Source organism: Vibrio sp. J2-3(2022), assembly GCF_021725735.1.
GTDB lineage: Bacteria > Pseudomonadota > Gammaproteobacteria > Enterobacterales > Vibrionaceae > Vibrio > Vibrio diabolicus.
Genome location: NZ_JAKKCK010000003.1, coordinates 116,021 through 132,165 on the forward strand (window position 1 = coordinate 116,021; position 16,145 = coordinate 132,165).

Below are 16,145 nucleotides of genomic sequence, written 5' to 3' on the forward strand. Positions count from 1 at the left end.
GTGTTGTCTCCGTTTATCCTGCAACTCAGGTTAAAACTCTTTTTGTATCCAGTTACGCAATTTATCGAAAAAGCCAGTAACAGATGAGCGTTTAGGTTCATTATAATCGCTATCGTCGCTAGACTGCATGTCTCTTGCGTAATGAAGTAATCCAACTGCCGTAGAATGGTACGGCTCTTTTACATAGTCAGTTAATCCGCTGACTTCGAGCGGTTTGCCGACCCTTACTTGATTGCGGAATACGCGTTCCGCACATTCTATCACTCCGTCCATTTGCGCAGCACCGCCGGTGAGTACAACTCCCGCAGCTAGATGGTGCTTTATACCCTCTTCGCGCAATTTCGCTTGTACAGAGTCAATAGTTTGGTTAACCAGTCCCATAAGCTCAGAGTAGCGTGGCTCAATCACTTCTGACAACGTTTGACGTTGCAGACTACGTGATGGTCGCCCACCTACGCTTGGTACATTAACCGTGTCATCCTTACTGACCAGTTCACTCAAAGCACAGCCATATTTGACTTTTATTTCTTCAGCATCGCTCACTGGCGTACCAAAAGCAAAAGCAATATCGCTGGTTACAGCATTTCCTGCGTACGAAAATACTTCTGTGTGACGTAACGCACCGCCAGTCCAGATGGCCACATCCATCGTGCCGGCGCCAATATCCACCACACAAACTCCAAGCTCTCTTTCATCCTCGGTGATTACTGCATTACTTGCAGCAAGCCCAGAAAATACGAGTTGCTCTACTTTAAGGCCGCATCGTTCTACCGCCTTAATAATATTGCGTGCCATGTCATTATGGCATGAGATAAGGTGGACACTTACTTCCATTCTTACCCCAGATAAACCAAGCGGATTTTTGATTCCCTCTTGGTAATCAATGGTGAACTCTTGCGGAATCACATGAAGGATTCGCTGTTCATCACCGATTTTAATCGATTTTGCGGTATGGATAGCGCGATCCATGTCTTCTTGAGACACTTCTTCATCTGAAATCGTGCCCATACCTTTTTCAATTCGGCTTGCGATATGCTTACCAGACAACGAAATGAAGACTCGGCTGATCTGGCACTCGGCCATCAATTCAGCTTGATCAATTGCACGTTGTACTGATTTTACAACCGACTCCAAGTCATTCACGCCACCTTTATCCATGCCACGTGAAGGGCTACTACCTGCGCCAATAATATTAATTTGACCGTCTGGTAGAACCTCACCCACTAGAGCCGATACGGTTGCAGTGCCTATATCAAGACCAACAATAATGTTGTCATCAGCGGCCTTAGTCATCTGTACTCTCTTCTAACTCTTGTTCAGGAAACCAACCAACTGCGGCTCCTGTATCGTACCTAAGATCGATATAACTGATTCTTTGCGTGTCACTGCCAAGCTTGTTATAGAGCTTAAAAAATCGCTCTATACGCTCAAGAAGAGACTCTTTACCGAGCTCTAATCGAATACCGTTATCAAGGATGATTTGCCAAGCTCGTCGCTCGTTTAATACCAGAGACGATATCGCTAAACCCAATTGCTGAAACTTAGGACTCAAATCACGGTAAGTCTGTAAGACTTCTGGTCCGCTGTCTTTGGGTCCGTACAGTTTCACTTTTTCTTCTTGTAACAGAGCCACATCGCCATCAAAAACAAACCCGTTTTTATCTAACAGTTCGTTGCCATTCCAAATGGCCTCAGGTTGATGCTCTGTCAAAAAAACTTTTACTGTATCCGGCCACTGCTTTCGGATTGCGGCATGCGCCACCCATGGCAGAGCTTCGACACTTTGCTGTAATACATCAATATCCTGAGACATAAATGTACCGATGTGATCTATTCGACTAAATGCAGCCTGCACATCGTCAGCTTGGACATACTCCAGTTTTCCCTGAAGTACTATTTTGGAGAGAGGTAACCTTTGGTCATCCCACATCCAACTGATCGCCGAGTACAAAACAGAACTAATTAAGGTCACAACCACAACGAAAAATAACGCACCCAAGATTTTCTCTTGGCGACCACGGTTATTATCCGTGTTTGGTCGCTCGTCATTCAGTGCAATATTCAACAACGTCTTCGTTTCCTGACTTTTGTCGTGTACTTTTTACCCACATAATTACGCAGAGGTAAAAGTCTTGACTTTAACCTTGGGATTATACTGAGCTCTTGTAAACTATCAAACACTGATAGCAATAAATCACAATGATATTGACGCAAAATCGAGATCTGAGTCTTTATCTGTCCTTCGCACCAACAATCTGTGTTAACCAAGCATCTTGTTTATATTTAATTCAAGACCTGCCAGTTGTTTCGCCACTTTACCAACATCACCCGCACCTTGCGTTAAGATTAGGTCGCCGTCTTGTATAACGTTAGCTAAAACTGAAGGTAATTGCTCGATTTCTGGAACAAAAATCGGATCTACCTTACCTCGACTGCGAATTGTGCGACACAATGAACGTCCATCAGCTCCTGCAATTGGCTTTTCACCTGCGGCATAAACATCCAACATGATTAATACATCAACTTGCTCTAGCACATTCGCAAAGTCATCGTACAGATCACGAGTACGGCTATAACGGTGTGGTTGGAAAATCATAACGAGACGTTTATCTTGCCAACCGCTTCTCGCAGCATTAATGGTCACATCAACTTCTGTTGGGTGGTGTCCGTAATCATCCACTAACATGGCATGACCATTACCGGTATCAAACTCGCCAAGGTGATCAAAACGTCGTCCCGTGCCTTGCGTGCCGGCCATTGCTTTTAGAATTGCATCGTCTTCAATGTCATCTTCGGTAGCCACTGCAATCGCAGCCGACGCATTAAGTGCATTGTGACGACCTGGAATGTTCAGAGTGATATCTAGGTTGGCACGCCCTTTACGTACTACCGTAAATTTGCCTTGCTGACCTTCTTGACGATAGTTTTCAATGCGTACGTCAGCATCTTCGGAGAAGCCGTAAGTAATCACTTGACGACTAATACGTGGGATTAACTCTCGAACCACAGGATCATCAATACAAACAATAGCTTGGCCGTAGAACGGTAGATTGTGTAGAAAATCAATGAAGGTTTGCTTTAACGTTTCAAAGTCCCCCCCATAAGTATCCATATGATCGGCTTCAATATTAGTGACGATACTTACCATTGGTTGCAGGTGCAGGAATGACGCGTCGCTCTCATCCGCCTCAGCAATTAGAATACGACTCGAGCCTAAACGAGCATTTGTACCTGCGCTTTTCACCAAGCCGCCGTTTACAAACGTTGGATCAAGGCCGGCTTCAGAATAGATTTGTGTCACGAGTGCCGTCGTCGTCGTTTTACCGTGCGTGCCCGCAACGGCAATACCATGACGGAAGCGCATCAACTCAGCGAGCATCTCAGCACGACGTACGATTGGGATACGTAACTCCCGCGCAGCCATCACTTCTGGGTTTTCTTCGTTGATAGCGGTTGAAACCACAACCACACTGGCTTTTTCAACATTGCTAGCTTGGTGCCCGATAAATACCGTCGCACCTTTTGATACTAAACGCTCTGTCACAGGGTTTTCTGATAGGTCAGAACCTGTGATTTGATAGCCTTCATTCAACAGCACTTCTGCAATGCCGCTCATGCCCGCACCACCAATACCGATGAAGTGGATGGATTTCACGCGGCGCATCTCTGGCACCATGGCGCGAATCTGAGCTAAGTCTTGTGTATGTTGGATTGTCATCAATTCTATTCTCAATAATTCGTTAACGCTTTTCGGTCAAAGCGACAATGGCTTGTGCGACAACTTGGTCGGCATTCAATTTAGCAGCGCCACGCGCTTGCTCAGCCATCGTAAGTAAAGCTTGGCGATCCAATTGTTGGATCTGCTGAGTCAAAGACTCAACGGTTAAATCTGGTTGTTCAATCATTTTCGCTGCGCCGCATTCTACTAGATGATCGGCATTCAGTGCTTGTTGGCGATCTTTATGCATAAAAGGAATAAAGATCGCACCAACGCCAGCAGCAGAAACTTCAGAAACGGTTAACGCCCCTGAACGACAAACTAAAAGGTCAGCCCATGCATAAGCCTCTGCTACGTCGTCAATGAACTCTGTGACTTCTGCATTTACCACACCATTAGCTTGGTATGCGGCGTTCACTTCTTCGGCGGAACCTTTGCCCGCTTGATGACGAATACAGTAATCACCGCCCAACTTTGCCATCACTTCTGGCAGAGTTTGGTTAAGAATGCGTGCACCTTGGCTACCGCCCATCACCAGAATACGAATTGGGCCTTGGCGATCTTGCATTCGCTCTGCAGGCGCTTCTAATCTTGTTAGGTCTTCACGAACTGGGTTACCAACCACTTCGGCATTTGGAAAAGCGCCCGGGAAAGCCTGAAAAACCTTCTTAGCGATTTTCGATAACCATTGGTTCGTTAAACCTGCTACTGCATTTTGTTCATGCAGAACAACAGGAATACCGCTCAACCAAGCCGCAATGCCACCGGGACCACTCACATAACCACCCATACCTAACACGGCATCGGGCTTCCAATGTTTCATGTGCGCCCGAGCTTGCATGATGGCATTAATAATTTGAAATGGAGCTGCAAGCAGACGCTTTACGCCTTGACCTCGTAACCCTTTCACTTTGATAAAATCGATTTCAATGCCATGCTTTGGCACCAAATCCGCTTCCATTCGATCCGCCGTGCCTAACCACCGGATCTCCCAGCCTTGCTCTTGCAGCTGTTTTGCTACAGCTAACCCTGGGAATACGTGACCGCCAGTACCACCAGCCATCACCATCAAACGTTTATTTTGTTTCATTAGTTTGTTGTTCTGATTGTTGTTGCTCGCGTTTCAAGCGGCATTCGTAATCGATACGCAGCAATATGGACACTGCGACGGACATAATAATCAGACTGGAACCACCATAACTGATTAGCGGAAGTGTTAAACCTTTGGTTGGTACGATACCAGCTGCAGCACCAACGTTCACCAAGGTCTGGAACGCAAACCAAATACCGATACCGAAAGCCAAATAACCGCCGAACATTTCGCCTTCTTCAAACGCACGCTTGCCTATGTAAACCGCTTTTAGCACTAAGCTAAAAATCAACATTAAGACCAACACAACGCCAACAAAACCGAGCTCTTCAGCAAGTACGGCAAACACAAAGTCGGTATGCGCTTCCGGTAGATATTCCAGTTTTTGAATTGAATTACCGAGACCTTGACCGAACCATTCACCACGACCAAACGCCATCAAAGACTGAGTCAACTGATAGCCACTACCAAATGGGTCTTCCCACGGGTCAAGGAAGGAGGTTACTCGTCGCATACGGTATGGTTCGACTAAAATCAAACCTACCACAGCGCCGATACCTGCCACCATCAACGCGAGAAACTGAGTCAGTTTTGCGCCTGCGATAAACAGCATGCCAAACAGTGTTACTAGCATCACGACGACCGTACCCAAGTCTGGCTGACCAAGCAGTAATACTGCGAAGAAAGCAAACACCATGATTGGCTTCATAAAGCCACCAAAGAAGGTTTGTCGTACTTCGTCTTGCTTTCGAACTAAGTAACCAGACATGAAGATAAACAGCGATAGCTTCGCGACCTCTGCTGGCTGAAGGTTAAACAGCCCAAGGGGAATCCAACGAGACGCACCATTAACCGACTTACCCGCCAAGAGCACGATGATCAACAGTGCGAAAGAAGCCCAAAGTAAGTAATGGCTCTTCTTAAACCACTCTTGCAAAGGTACTTGCAAAATAACAGCGGAGGTTCCTAACGCCAGCACAAGAAACGTCGCGTGACGAAACATAAAGTGAAACGGCTGTTCGGTTAATCGTGAGCTGATCGGAAATGATGCAGAGGTTACCATCACCAACCCCGTCAACATCAAACCCAGTGCAATCCACACTAGCTGACGATCAAACATCGCCTCTGGGGCTGGATGCTTGAGCCAATTGCCAATACTGCGTTTAACGTTACCTAAACCCACGAAGTGTGTAACCTTTAATTATGCATATTTCTGAGCAAGAGCAGCGAAGACATCGCCTCTTGCCATAAAGTTGTCGAATTGATCAAAGCTAGCACATGCTGGAGACAGCATCACCATATCACCTGGTTTTAACTGCGAAGATACTTGTTGAATCACATCTTCCATGGTGTCGAAACGTATTGCAGATTCATGCAGTGGCATAAATTCATCGCCATCAGCGCCAAAGCAGCACAGTTGCAAGTTAAGCGTCGCGAAGATCGGTTTTAATGGCGAGAAGTCAGCACCCTTGCCAACACCACCAACGAGCAAGTAGAGCTTACCTGTCGACTCCAAACCAGATAGCGCAGCCATAGTGCTCGCAATATTAGTTGCTTTAGAGTCATTCACCCATTTTACGCCTTGATTATCCGCAACCACCTGGCATCGGTGTGTCAGTCCCGTGTAATTTTTAAGTGCATTCAATGCGTTGTGATAGTTTACGTCCGCAGCTTTTAAGAGCGCTAAAGCAACCAGAGCATTAGATAAGTTGTGCTTACCAACCAACTTAAGCTCATCACTTGCGACGACTCGTTGACCGTGATCGAGCAGCCAAGTGCGATTGCCATCCACCTCGAGACCAAAGTCCTGATTGTCGCTGCCAAATGTCACCAATGGCACCTCTGCATCTGGGAAGGTTTCTTGATCATCACGGTTAACTACCGCGAGATCAGCATGATCAAAAATACGCAACTTGGCTTGTCGATAGTCAGACATGCCTTGATAACGGTCCATATGATCTTCAGAAAGATTCAGAAACGCAGCGGCTTTGAGCTTTAAGCTTGACGTCGTTTCTAACTGGAAGCTTGAGAGTTCAAGCACATATAGGTCTGCGTCATGTTCTAGTAAATCCAAGGCAGGAACGCCGATATTGCCGCCAACGCCAACATCCAAACCCGCGGCCTTGGCCATCACGCCTGTGAGATCGGTGACAGTGCTCTTACCGTTTGAGCCCGTAATCGCAATCACAGGCTTCTGCACCGCCCAGGCGAATAACTCAATATCACCAACTACTGTCGTGCCTTTTGCTAATACGGCTTGGATCTCTGGTGTCGCTAGCGCAATACCAGGGTTGGTCACGATAAGATCAGCGTGAGAAAGCCAGTCTGTATTCCAACCACCACTATGCAGTTGAACACCTTCCGGCAAGCGCTCTGCTCCCGGAGGGTTTACGCGAGTATCAATGACTTTGACCACAAGCTGTGGCTGATTTTTTCTTAGGTGTTTAACGACAGAGAGCCCGGTAATACCGAGCCCTACGACGACAACACTATGTATGTTTTGCCAACGTTCCATATTTGATCACACTGTAAATCTTGTTCTTGGAAAGTGCGATTAACGCACTTTCAATGTCGCAAGACCAATCAGAACAAGAACCATAGAAATAATCCAGAAGCGCACGATTACGCGAGGTTCTGGCCAACCTTTCAATTCGTAGTGGTGGTGAATCGGTGCCATACGGAAGATCCGCTGACCACGCAGTTTGTATGAACCCACCTGTAGAATTACCGACAGCGTTTCCATCACAAACACACCGCCCATGATCACCAACACCAACTCTTGACGAACGAGAACAGCAATAGTGCCTAATGCGCCGCCAAGCGCTAGTGAGCCGACATCACCCATGAACACTTGTGCTGGATACGTGTTAAACCACAAGAAACCAAGGCCTGCACCGACGATTGCTGTACATACGACAACCAACTCAGAAGCATGTGGTAAGTATGGAATATGAAGGTATTCAGAGAAGTTAACGTTACCCGTCGCCCATGCAATAACCGCGAAGCCTGCAGCAACAAGAACCGTTGGCATGATTGCCAAACCGTCTAGACCATCGGTCAGGTTAACCGCGTTACTCGTACCGACAATCACAAAGTAAGTCAGGATAATGTACATCAAACCAAGTTGCGGCATGATGTCTTTAAAGAATGGCACTACGAGCTGAGTGGCTGCAGTGTCTTTACCGTAAGCGTACAATGCAAAAGCCACGACAAACGCGATCAACGATTGCCAGAAGTACTTCCAACGCGCGATCAAACCATCGGTATTTTTGCGCACCACTTTACGATAATCATCAACAAATCCGACTGCACCGTAGCCAAGCAAAACCGTCAAGACCGCCCATACATATGGGTTGGATAAGTCAGTCCAAAGCAAGATTGTGATTGAGATGGCCGCTAAGATCATGATACCGCCCATCGTTGGAGTACCACGCTTACTAAAGTGAGATTCAGGACCTTCGTTACGTACTACCTGACCAATTTGCAGCATTTGCAAACGCTTGATCATGATTGGTCCCATCCATAATGACAGACCCAGAGCGGTTAATACGCTTAGAATTGCTCGAAAAGACAAGTATTCAAACAATCGGAAAAAAGACAGGTATGGCTGTAGCAGCTCGGCAAGCCAAATAATCATTAATAATACTCCTTCAAAGCAGCAGCGACTTCAAACATACGTGCACCGTTCGCTCCTTTCACCAAAATCGTATGGTTTTCAGGAACGGCTTGGTCTAGATGCTGCTTGATGTATTCAATCATCTCTTGGTGCGTCTCAAAATGAATGCCTTGGCAAAGCTCACTGATCACCTTGGCGTCTGCACCATATGTGAGAACATGTTCAAATTTTTGTGGGGCAGCATGTTCCCCGACTTGACGATGAAGTGCAAGACTTTCCTCGCCCAATTCCGCCATATTACCTAAAATCAGCCAGCGCTGACCTGGGAAAGCTGCCAATAAGTCAACCGCCGCTTTCATGGCTGGCACGCTTGCGTTGTAGCTGTCATCAATCAATTTGATTTTTTCGCTCAGCGCTTCAACCTCGACGCGACCTTTCACTTTGTTTAAATGTTTAAGGCCAGCGCGAACCTCTTCTAATGTGGCGCCCATTTGTAACGCAATAATAGAAGCTGCGATTGCATTCGCTACGTTGTGTTGACCTATAATACCCAGAGACAGTTCAATTTCTTGTGAGCTTGCTGCGATATGTAGGTTAAAGCTGGCCTCTCCCGCGGCATTCATCACGATATTTGATGCATAGTAATCAGCCGCAGAATTACTTTGTGAGAAGGTGATAACTTCCTTATCCGCCAGCACGCTTTCCCACTTTGTTTCGCCATTGCTGTCTAAATTGACAATCGCAATACTACCTGCAGCAAGACCTTGGTAAATTTCACCTTTGGCTTGTTTCACGCCATCAATAGAACCAAAGCCTTCAAGGTGCGCGGCGGCTACATTATTCACTAACGCGATATCTGGTTTTACTAACTGCGTTGTGTAAGCAATTTCACCGATATGATTAGCACCAAGCTCAATCACGGCATAGTCGTCATCCTGCTGTGAGCGCAATAACGTCAACGGAACACCAATATCATTATTGAAGTTACCTGCAGTAAACAGCACTTTGCCTTTCAATTGCAGAATGCTCGCGACCATTTCTTTGACGGTCGTTTTACCACAACTGCCTGTGATGGCAACGGTAGATGTTTGGCAAGTTTGATGCACCCAAGAGGCTAACTCACCCAGTGCCATTTTGGTGTCCGACACCACGACTTGTGGCACATTCACATCTAGACGTTTTTGTACGAGTAAAGCACCAGCGCCTGCATCCACCGCTTGTTGGCAAAAGTTGTGCGCATCAAAGCGCTCACCCACCAGCGCAACAAATAAAGCACCGTTGTCAATCGCTCGTGTATCAGTAGAAACCGCGTCGATAAGTAGATCATCGCCGAATAGCTCACCGCGAGTGATGTTGGCAATTTGAGATAACGTTACTTTGATCATAAGGACAATCCTAAAAGCTGCATAGCAGACTCACGGTCGGAGTAATGAATAGTTTCGCCATTCCGAATTTGATAATCTTCGTGGCCCTTACCCGCTAACAAGATGATGTCTTTTGGCGAAGCATTCTCAACCACATAAGACAGTGCTTTGAAACGATCATGCTGCACAATCGCTTCGGCAGGTTTTGACAGCCCAGCTAACATGTCTTTTACAATCTGAACCGGATCTTCACTGCGTGGGTTATCGTCAGTCAACACCACTCTGTCGCCTAGACGCTCTGCAATTTCTGCCATCATTGGACGCTTACCTGCATCGCGATCGCCTCCGCAACCAAAAATAGCCCACAGCTGCCCCTCACAGTGAACTCGTAAAGCTTGCAGCGCTTTTTCTAGTGCATCAGGAGTATGGGCATAATCGACCACGACTTTGGCACGGTCCTCTGTCTGGAATAACTCCATTCGGCCGAGTACAGGTTGTAACTGACCTGCGGTTTCGAGTAACGCTTGTTTATCCTTACCCAAGCTTAATAAGGTCGCAAAAGCGAGCATTATGTTGGTTGCGTTAAACTCACCAATCAGTGGCGCGTGCAATTGACCTGAGCCAAATTTACCATCAAATTGGATAGTAATCCCCGACTCCGCGTAACGGACATCTGTCGCCCAAATAGCGCTTTCAAATTCAGTGTTCGGTTTGAGTGAAACCGCAATCGCATTGCTTAACTGCGTCGCCCATGCATGACCGACCTCATCATCGATATTGATAATGGCACGTTCACATTGATGTTGTGTAAACAACCCCAGCTTTGCATTGGCGTACTCTTCCATCGTGCCATGATAATCTAGGTGATCACGACTTAGATTAGTAAACACACCCGCCGCAAACGACAACGCCTTGACACGGCCTTGCGTTAAGCCATGAGAAGAGACTTCTAGTGCGGTGTATGCGGCTTGTTGATTTTCGAGAGAAGAGAGCGTTTTCTGAATTTCTACAGCATTCCCTGTTGTATTCGCGGCTTGCTGTAAATTGTCGAGAAAACCATTTCCCGTCGTGCCCATCACTGCCGCTTTGTGGCCAAGTAGCTCTAGCCATTGTGCAATTAGCTGAGTAATGGTGGTTTTGCCGTTGGTGCCGGTGACACCAATCAAATCCATATCTGGGTAAGCATAGAGCTTTCCAGCAATTGCAGATAAACGTTGATCCAACGTATCGAGGTAAATAACGGGAACGTCATCGATGATTTCCACCGTGCCGTGTGCTTTTACATCACAGGCTTGCGCTAGAACCGCATTGGCGCCTTGCTCAATGGCAGAAGAAATGAAGTTACGCCCATCCACAACATGGCCAATCACCGCAACAAACGTGGTTCCAGGCTGAACTCTTCGGCTGTCGAGCTCCAATTCAGAAACAAGAACGGACGATAAGCTAGGGCAATCCACCCAAGGGGAAAGCAGCACGTCCATACTGATGGCTTTAGTCATATTTGTTCTCCGAGCTTTGGCTCAGGTTTTCTTAATTTTGTTTGCTCAGTAAGCCACTCGGCTTACTGCTGGAATTTATTTTCGTCTGGTGCAACATTGAGTATTTGTAGCGCGCCTTTCATGATTTCAGAGAAGACAGGAGACGCTACCGAACCACCATAGTAATCATCACCTTGAGGCTCGTTTACGATCACAACCAATGCAATTCGCGGATCGCTAACCGGAGCAAGCCCTGCCGTATAAGTGATGTACTCATCGCTGTATCCACCTGCAGACGCTTTACGTGAGGTACCCGTTTTGGCTCCCACTCGATAACCAGGAACTGCCGCTCGACGAGCTGAGCCTCCTTTTTGGGTTACGGTTTCCAGCATGTCCAAGACCTGGCGTGCGTACTTTGCACTCACTACTTGGCGCGACATGTCATGATCATTGCTTTCGATAATATGGATTGGCTCGTATTTGCCGAGATTTCCAAGCGTCGCATAGGCATGCGCTAACTGGATTGGCGTTATCGATAGACCATAACCAAACGCAATCGTGGCACGTTCAATAGGAGACCATCGTGTTCGTGTCGGGAAGATACCAGTCACTTCCCCAACGAGGTTCAGACCAGAAAGCTCACCAAAGCCCACAGAACTGTATAGGCCGAGCAGCGCCTCTACTGGCATTTGCATTGCCAGCTTCGTCACACCGATGTTACTCGATTTTTTGAGGATCGTGGTCAAGCTCGCTTTACCCACGCGGGATACATCTCTTACTCGGCTACCACCTAAACGAAGTACACCATTACCGGTATCTACGATGGTATCTTTATCGGCTACCCCATTTTCTAAGGCGGCTAAAATAACGAAAGGCTTAATGGTGGAGCCTGGCTCCATCGAGTCCGTGATCACTCGGTTACGCATTTTATAGCTTTGCCAATCGCTACGATTGTTAGGGTTGTAGGAAGGCGCATTCACCATGGCCAATACGGCGCCGGTTTTCACGTCCAACATAACAACGGAGCCTGACGTGGCTCGATGGTCCGCAACGGCTTGTTTAATCGCACGATAAGCAATCGCCTGTAGGCGCTGGTCGATTGTCAACTGGAGTGACTTACCTTCTTGCTTGTCTTGCCAGGCAATGTTTTCTACGACGCGACCATAACGGTCTTTACGAATGGTTTTCTTACCTGCGGCGCCAGTAAGCCACTCATCGTAGCTACGCTCAACACCCTCTAGACCATGCCCATCAATCCCCGTCACCCCAACTAAGTGAGCACTAACCTCACCGGCAGGATAGTAACGACGAGATTCTGACTTAAGACCCACACCAGGCAGCTTTAGCTCACGAATATAGTTCGCCATGGCTGGACTCACTTGGCGCTGCAAGTAAATAAAGCGGCGCTTTTCATTGTGCTTGATCTTGTCTATCAACCCTTGTCGGTCAACACCAAGAACATCCGCTAATGCATACCAACTCTTGGTCTGGCTTAAGGCATTTTCTTTAAATATCGTCGCGGGATCCGCCCAAACGGCCTCAACAGGCACACTGACAGCGAGCGGCTCACCATTTCGGTCCGAAATAATACCGCGTGCAGAAGGAATGGATTTCACACGAACCGAGCGTAGATCACCTTGTTTAATCAGGTTATCCGGTTCAATGATTTGAATATAGGCTACACGCGCCACCAAAAGTGCAAATGCACAAAAGACAAAAAACAGTAATAGATGGAAGCGCCAACGAATCAGAAAGGATTCTTCAACCGCCACTTTCACTGCTTTTTTCTCGGTTTTCGTATCCCCCGAAGCGTTTTTTTCTTTCGCGACAGGTTTACGCTTGTTGCTTGGTTTCGTGTTGGTTTTCTTTCTAATCATTTGAGCGTGACAACCACTTCTTTATCGCCATCAGGTCGTTTCATTTCAAGTTCTTTTTTGGCAAGGTCTTGAACACGACTGTGCTCCGCGAGGGCCGTTTCTTCCAACATCAGGTTGCGCCATTCGCTATCTAAACGCTCTCGCTCAACCAAAGTGTGATCTTTTTCGGTGATCGCTTGGCGCGCATGGTGGGTAGCAAATACCACTCCCATTGCCGATGCCACGATCAATAGCAACAACAGTAATGGCCAGCGACCAACGGTGATAAGATCCGTTGCAATCAACTTAGCAAGGTTAGGAGTGGGTTTCGTCATAATAATTAAAGCTTTTCTGCAATTCTTAGCACAGAGCTGCGCGAACGAGGGTTCATTTCAATTTCTTGTTTACTTGGCTTAATCGCTTTGCTCACCGCTTTCATATTCGCACTACCAAGAGCACGAATTTGCTCTTCAGTCATTGGAATGCCATGTGGCACTTCAGGTCCTTTGCTCTCTTTACGGATAAAACGTTTGACCATACGGTCTTCCAGAGAGTGGAAACTGATGACAGATAAACGACCTTCAGGAGCCAGAATACTTGCCGCGCCTTTTAGTGCCGTATCAATTTCTTCTAACTCACTGTTGATGTAAATACGAAATGCCTGGAACGCACGAGTCGCAGGGTGTTTTTTCTCTTTAAAGCTTTTGGGTGCAGCATCTGAGATCAGCTTCGCGAGCTGGCCAGTACGTACCAGTGGTTCATTTTCTTCGTCTTCACGGTAGGCAACAATCGCTTTGGCAATACGGCGCGCGTGTTTGTCTTCACCAAACTCACGAATTACCCAAGTAATATCATCTAAGTCAGCTTCCATTAGCCATTGAGATACGGGAATACCTGATGTTGGGTCCATACGCATATCTAGCGGGCCGTCTTTCATAAAGCTAAAGCCACGCTCTGCGTCGTCTAACTGCGGAGAAGAAACACCTAAATCCAGTAGAACGCCATCAACTTTGCCAACCAAGTCATACTCTTTAGCATACTCAGCAATACCAGAAAATGGACCATGAATGATGGTGAAGCGAGGATCATTGATTTTGCCTGCTTCAGCTATCGCTTGAGGGTCACGATCGATACTGTACAGTCGGCCGTTTTCGCCGAGTTTAGATAGAATAGTCCGGCTGTGACCGCCACGGCCAAATGTTCCATCGATATAGATACCGTCTGGTTTGATAGCTAAGCCATCAATGGATTCATTTAATAACACGGAAATATGTTGGAAGGTTTCGGTCATAGCTTTCTCGTTGAATGATCTTGAAGCGATTTTAAGATATGTTGCTCTCTCATGCTGAATATTTATAGCAAAAGATCAACCTACCATAGTGTACTGATTTCCCACATCATCGCCACCTCAAGTCTAAAGTCAGACGTGATTTAACGCCAAGTTTATTGGTAATGACAGGGTTTGCGTCAATAAAATGCAAAAAACCCATCACTACGAAAAGTAGTGATGGGTCTCGAATAGTTGGAGTCGACACATAAGCCGGGTTCTGTTCCGCTTGCGCGGCGGTAGCCATTCGTCTAGGCCAGCAATCGCTCACTGGCTCAAGCAACCTACCCGCCTCCTTACGCGAGCAACGCAATGTGGAGGCCTATTTGGTCTTGCTCCGGGTGGAGTTTACCCTGCAACGAACTATTGCTAGTCGTCCGGTGCGCTCTTACCGCACCCTTTCACCCTTACCTGTGCCCTAGGGCCATCGGCGGTCTTCTCTCTGCTGCACTTGTCGTAGGCTTGCGCCTCCCAGGCGTTACCTGGCACCCTGCTCTATGGAGCCCGGACTTTCCTCCCCTTTACCAGTCTCCCGAAGGACGTCAACGTCAGTCTCCCAAAGGACTTCAACGTCAGTCTCCCGAAGGACATCAGTAAAGCAGCGACTACCCAGTCAACTCCGAGGGCGGATTGTATAGAGTTATCTACTCAGAGTCTAGTGAGATCACAGATATGATGAAATGAATGCATTGAGTGGTGTTTTTTTAACCTAACCATCAAGCATTGAGCCTAAAAAAGGCCGATATTTTCACATCGACCCGCTTTACCATGTGTCTCGTTAGCCGTGCTTAGTCTAAGTTTTCTAAGCCCCACTTATACAACGCATTCTTCTTCAAGTTATGAATTTCTGCCACCAAAGCCGCTGCTTTTTTCAAAGGCAGCTCTTTGGTTAAAATCCCTAATGTACGCAAGGCATCATCTGGCAATGAATCGTCCGCGGTTTCGCGGTGACCATGTACCAATAATACCATTTCGCCACGCTGTTGGTTATCGTCACTTTTCACCCACTCAATTAACTCACCTAATGGCATACCTTGAATGGTTTCAAAGGTTTTCGTTAGTTCTCTCGCCAACACGACTTCTCTATCTGGGCCAAGAACGTCTAACATGTCTTGTAGAGAGTCCAAAATACGGTGCGGTGACTCGTAAAAAATACACGTACGCTCTACCGAAGCAATCTCTAGGAATTTATCCTTACGGCCTTTGCTTTTCGGTGGCAAAAAGCCTTCGAAGCTAAAGCGATCGGATGGCAAGCCTGATGCACTTAACGCCGTAATGACCGCGCAAGCACCAGGAAGCGGCACAACTCTAACGCCCGCTTGACGACATTTTGTCACCAAATGGTATCCTGGGTCGCTGATAAGTGGTGTACCAGCGTCAGAAACTAACGCTATAGACTGACCGGAAAGCAGCTTTTCTACCAAAACCTGTGCTTTTTGCTGCTCATTATGATCATGCAGAGCAAAAGTTTTGGTTTGAATATTGAAGTGAGACAGTAATTTACCCGTATGTCGAGTATCCTCAGCAGCAATGATGTCCACCGTCGACAGAATTTCGATAGCACGTTGGGTGATATCCGCTAAATTTCCGATTGGAGTCGGTACGATATAGAGAGTTGGCCCCTCATTCGGCAACTTATTTTTATCTGTCATTTGTTTACCATCACTTCAACGATTAATATAGAGACAATTTTGTA

13 protein-coding genes and 1 other RNA gene are annotated in these 16,145 nt (G+C 46.9%); all 14 read right to left on the reverse strand.

Going from position 1 to position 16,145, the window contains the following annotated elements:
- Positions 1 to 30: 30 nt before the first annotated feature.
- Entirely contained in the window at positions 31 to 1,293 is a 1,263-nt protein-coding gene (ftsA, locus tag L3V27_RS12940) for a cell division protein FtsA (RefSeq protein WP_012842150.1), read from the reverse strand.
- Entirely contained in the window at positions 1,286 to 2,068 is a 783-nt protein-coding gene (locus L3V27_RS12945; RefSeq protein ID WP_012842151.1) for a cell division protein FtsQ/DivIB, read from the reverse strand. Before L3V27_RS12945 ends, ftsA begins: the two co-directional genes overlap by 8 nt.
- A gap of 192 nt (positions 2,069 to 2,260) precedes the next feature.
- On the reverse strand, positions 2,261 to 3,718 hold the full coding sequence (gene murC / locus L3V27_RS12950; protein ID WP_167394134.1) for a UDP-N-acetylmuramate--L-alanine ligase: 1,458 nt from the start codon (positions 3,716 to 3,718) through the stop codon (positions 2,261 to 2,263).
- Between the two features lie 22 nt (positions 3,719 to 3,740).
- Positions 3,741 to 4,808 carry an undecaprenyldiphospho-muramoylpentapeptide beta-N-acetylglucosaminyltransferase gene (gene murG, locus L3V27_RS12955; RefSeq protein ID WP_237312012.1) on the reverse strand — a complete coding sequence of 356 codons (1,068 nt, stop codon included), beginning with the start codon at positions 4,806 to 4,808 and terminating at the stop codon, positions 3,741 to 3,743.
- Complete coding sequence (gene ftsW, locus L3V27_RS12960; RefSeq protein ID WP_005396444.1) at positions 4,795 to 5,991, reverse strand: cell division protein FtsW; 1,197 nt, start codon at positions 5,989 to 5,991, stop codon at positions 4,795 to 4,797. Before ftsW ends, murG begins: the two co-directional genes overlap by 14 nt.
- 18 nt (positions 5,992 to 6,009) lie before the next feature.
- Positions 6,010 to 7,323: a UDP-N-acetylmuramoyl-L-alanine--D-glutamate ligase gene (murD, locus tag L3V27_RS12965; protein ID WP_237312013.1), complete on the reverse strand. Its 1,314-nt coding sequence runs from the start codon at positions 7,321 to 7,323 to the stop codon at positions 6,010 to 6,012.
- 39 nt (positions 7,324 to 7,362) lie between these two features.
- Complete coding sequence (mraY, locus tag L3V27_RS12970; RefSeq protein WP_005372931.1) at positions 7,363 to 8,445, reverse strand: phospho-N-acetylmuramoyl-pentapeptide-transferase; 1,083 nt, start codon at positions 8,443 to 8,445, stop codon at positions 7,363 to 7,365.
- The gene (murF, locus tag L3V27_RS12975) at positions 8,445 to 9,809 is read right to left on the reverse strand and encodes a UDP-N-acetylmuramoyl-tripeptide--D-alanyl-D-alanine ligase (RefSeq protein WP_237312015.1); all 1,365 of its coding nucleotides are present in this window, start codon (positions 9,807 to 9,809) and stop codon (positions 8,445 to 8,447) included. The genes mraY and murF overlap by 1 nt, the downstream gene beginning before the upstream one ends.
- Positions 9,806 to 11,287 (reverse strand): UDP-N-acetylmuramoyl-L-alanyl-D-glutamate--2,6-diaminopimelate ligase, encoded by a 1,482-nt coding sequence (murE, locus tag L3V27_RS12980; protein WP_237312016.1) that lies wholly within the window; start codon positions 11,285 to 11,287, stop codon positions 9,806 to 9,808. Before murE ends, murF begins: the two co-directional genes overlap by 4 nt.
- 62 nt (positions 11,288 to 11,349) lie before the next feature.
- Complete coding sequence (locus L3V27_RS12985) at positions 11,350 to 13,143, reverse strand: penicillin-binding transpeptidase domain-containing protein (RefSeq protein ID WP_006743237.1); 1,794 nt, start codon at positions 13,141 to 13,143, stop codon at positions 11,350 to 11,352.
- Entirely contained in the window at positions 13,140 to 13,457 is a 318-nt protein-coding gene (gene ftsL, locus L3V27_RS12990; RefSeq protein WP_012842154.1) for a cell division protein FtsL, read from the reverse strand. Before ftsL ends, L3V27_RS12985 begins: the two co-directional genes overlap by 4 nt.
- Before the next feature lie 5 nt (positions 13,458 to 13,462).
- On the reverse strand, positions 13,463 to 14,413 hold the full coding sequence (rsmH, locus tag L3V27_RS12995) for a 16S rRNA (cytosine(1402)-N(4))-methyltransferase RsmH (protein ID WP_005396452.1): 951 nt from the start codon (positions 14,411 to 14,413) through the stop codon (positions 13,463 to 13,465).
- Between the two features lie 229 nt (positions 14,414 to 14,642).
- An RNA gene (rnpB, locus tag L3V27_RS13000) (RNase P RNA component class A) lies at positions 14,643 to 15,070 on the reverse strand.
- Between the two features lie 167 nt (positions 15,071 to 15,237).
- Positions 15,238 to 16,101 carry a 16S rRNA (cytidine(1402)-2'-O)-methyltransferase gene (gene rsmI, locus L3V27_RS13005; protein WP_005396454.1) on the reverse strand — a complete coding sequence of 288 codons (864 nt, stop codon included), beginning with the start codon at positions 16,099 to 16,101 and terminating at the stop codon, positions 15,238 to 15,240.
- Positions 16,102 to 16,145 lie beyond the last annotated feature (44 nt).

What these genes read in the sequence shown, in the direction of transcription:
- rsmI (WP_005396454.1), bottom strand. Translation starts at nt 16,101, where the DNA reads ATGACAGATAAAAATAAGTTGCCGAATGAGGGGCCAACTCTCTATATC.
- L3V27_RS12985 (WP_006743237.1), bottom strand. Translation starts at nt 13,143, where the DNA reads ATGATTAGAAAGAAAACCAACACGAAACCAAGCAACAAGCGTAAACCT.
- ftsL (WP_012842154.1), bottom strand. Translation starts at nt 13,457, where the DNA reads ATGACGAAACCCACTCCTAACCTTGCTAAGTTGATTGCAACGGATCTT.
- murF (WP_237312015.1), bottom strand. Translation starts at nt 9,809, where the DNA reads ATGATCAAAGTAACGTTATCTCAAATTGCCAACATCACTCGCGGTGAG.
- murC (WP_167394134.1), bottom strand. Translation starts at nt 3,718, where the DNA reads ATGACAATCCAACATACACAAGACTTAGCTCAGATTCGCGCCATGGTG.
- murG (WP_237312012.1), bottom strand. Translation starts at nt 4,808, where the DNA reads ATGAAACAAAATAAACGTTTGATGGTGATGGCTGGTGGTACTGGCGGT.
- murE (WP_237312016.1), bottom strand. Translation starts at nt 11,287, where the DNA reads ATGACTAAAGCCATCAGTATGGACGTGCTGCTTTCCCCTTGGGTGGAT.
- rsmH (WP_005396452.1), bottom strand. Translation starts at nt 14,413, where the DNA reads ATGACCGAAACCTTCCAACATATTTCCGTGTTATTAAATGAATCCATT.
- mraY (WP_005372931.1), bottom strand. Translation starts at nt 8,445, where the DNA reads ATGATTATTTGGCTTGCCGAGCTGCTACAGCCATACCTGTCTTTTTTC.
- murD (WP_237312013.1), bottom strand. Translation starts at nt 7,323, where the DNA reads ATGGAACGTTGGCAAAACATACATAGTGTTGTCGTCGTAGGGCTCGGT.
- ftsA (WP_012842150.1), bottom strand. Translation starts at nt 1,293, where the DNA reads ATGACTAAGGCCGCTGATGACAACATTATTGTTGGTCTTGATATAGGC.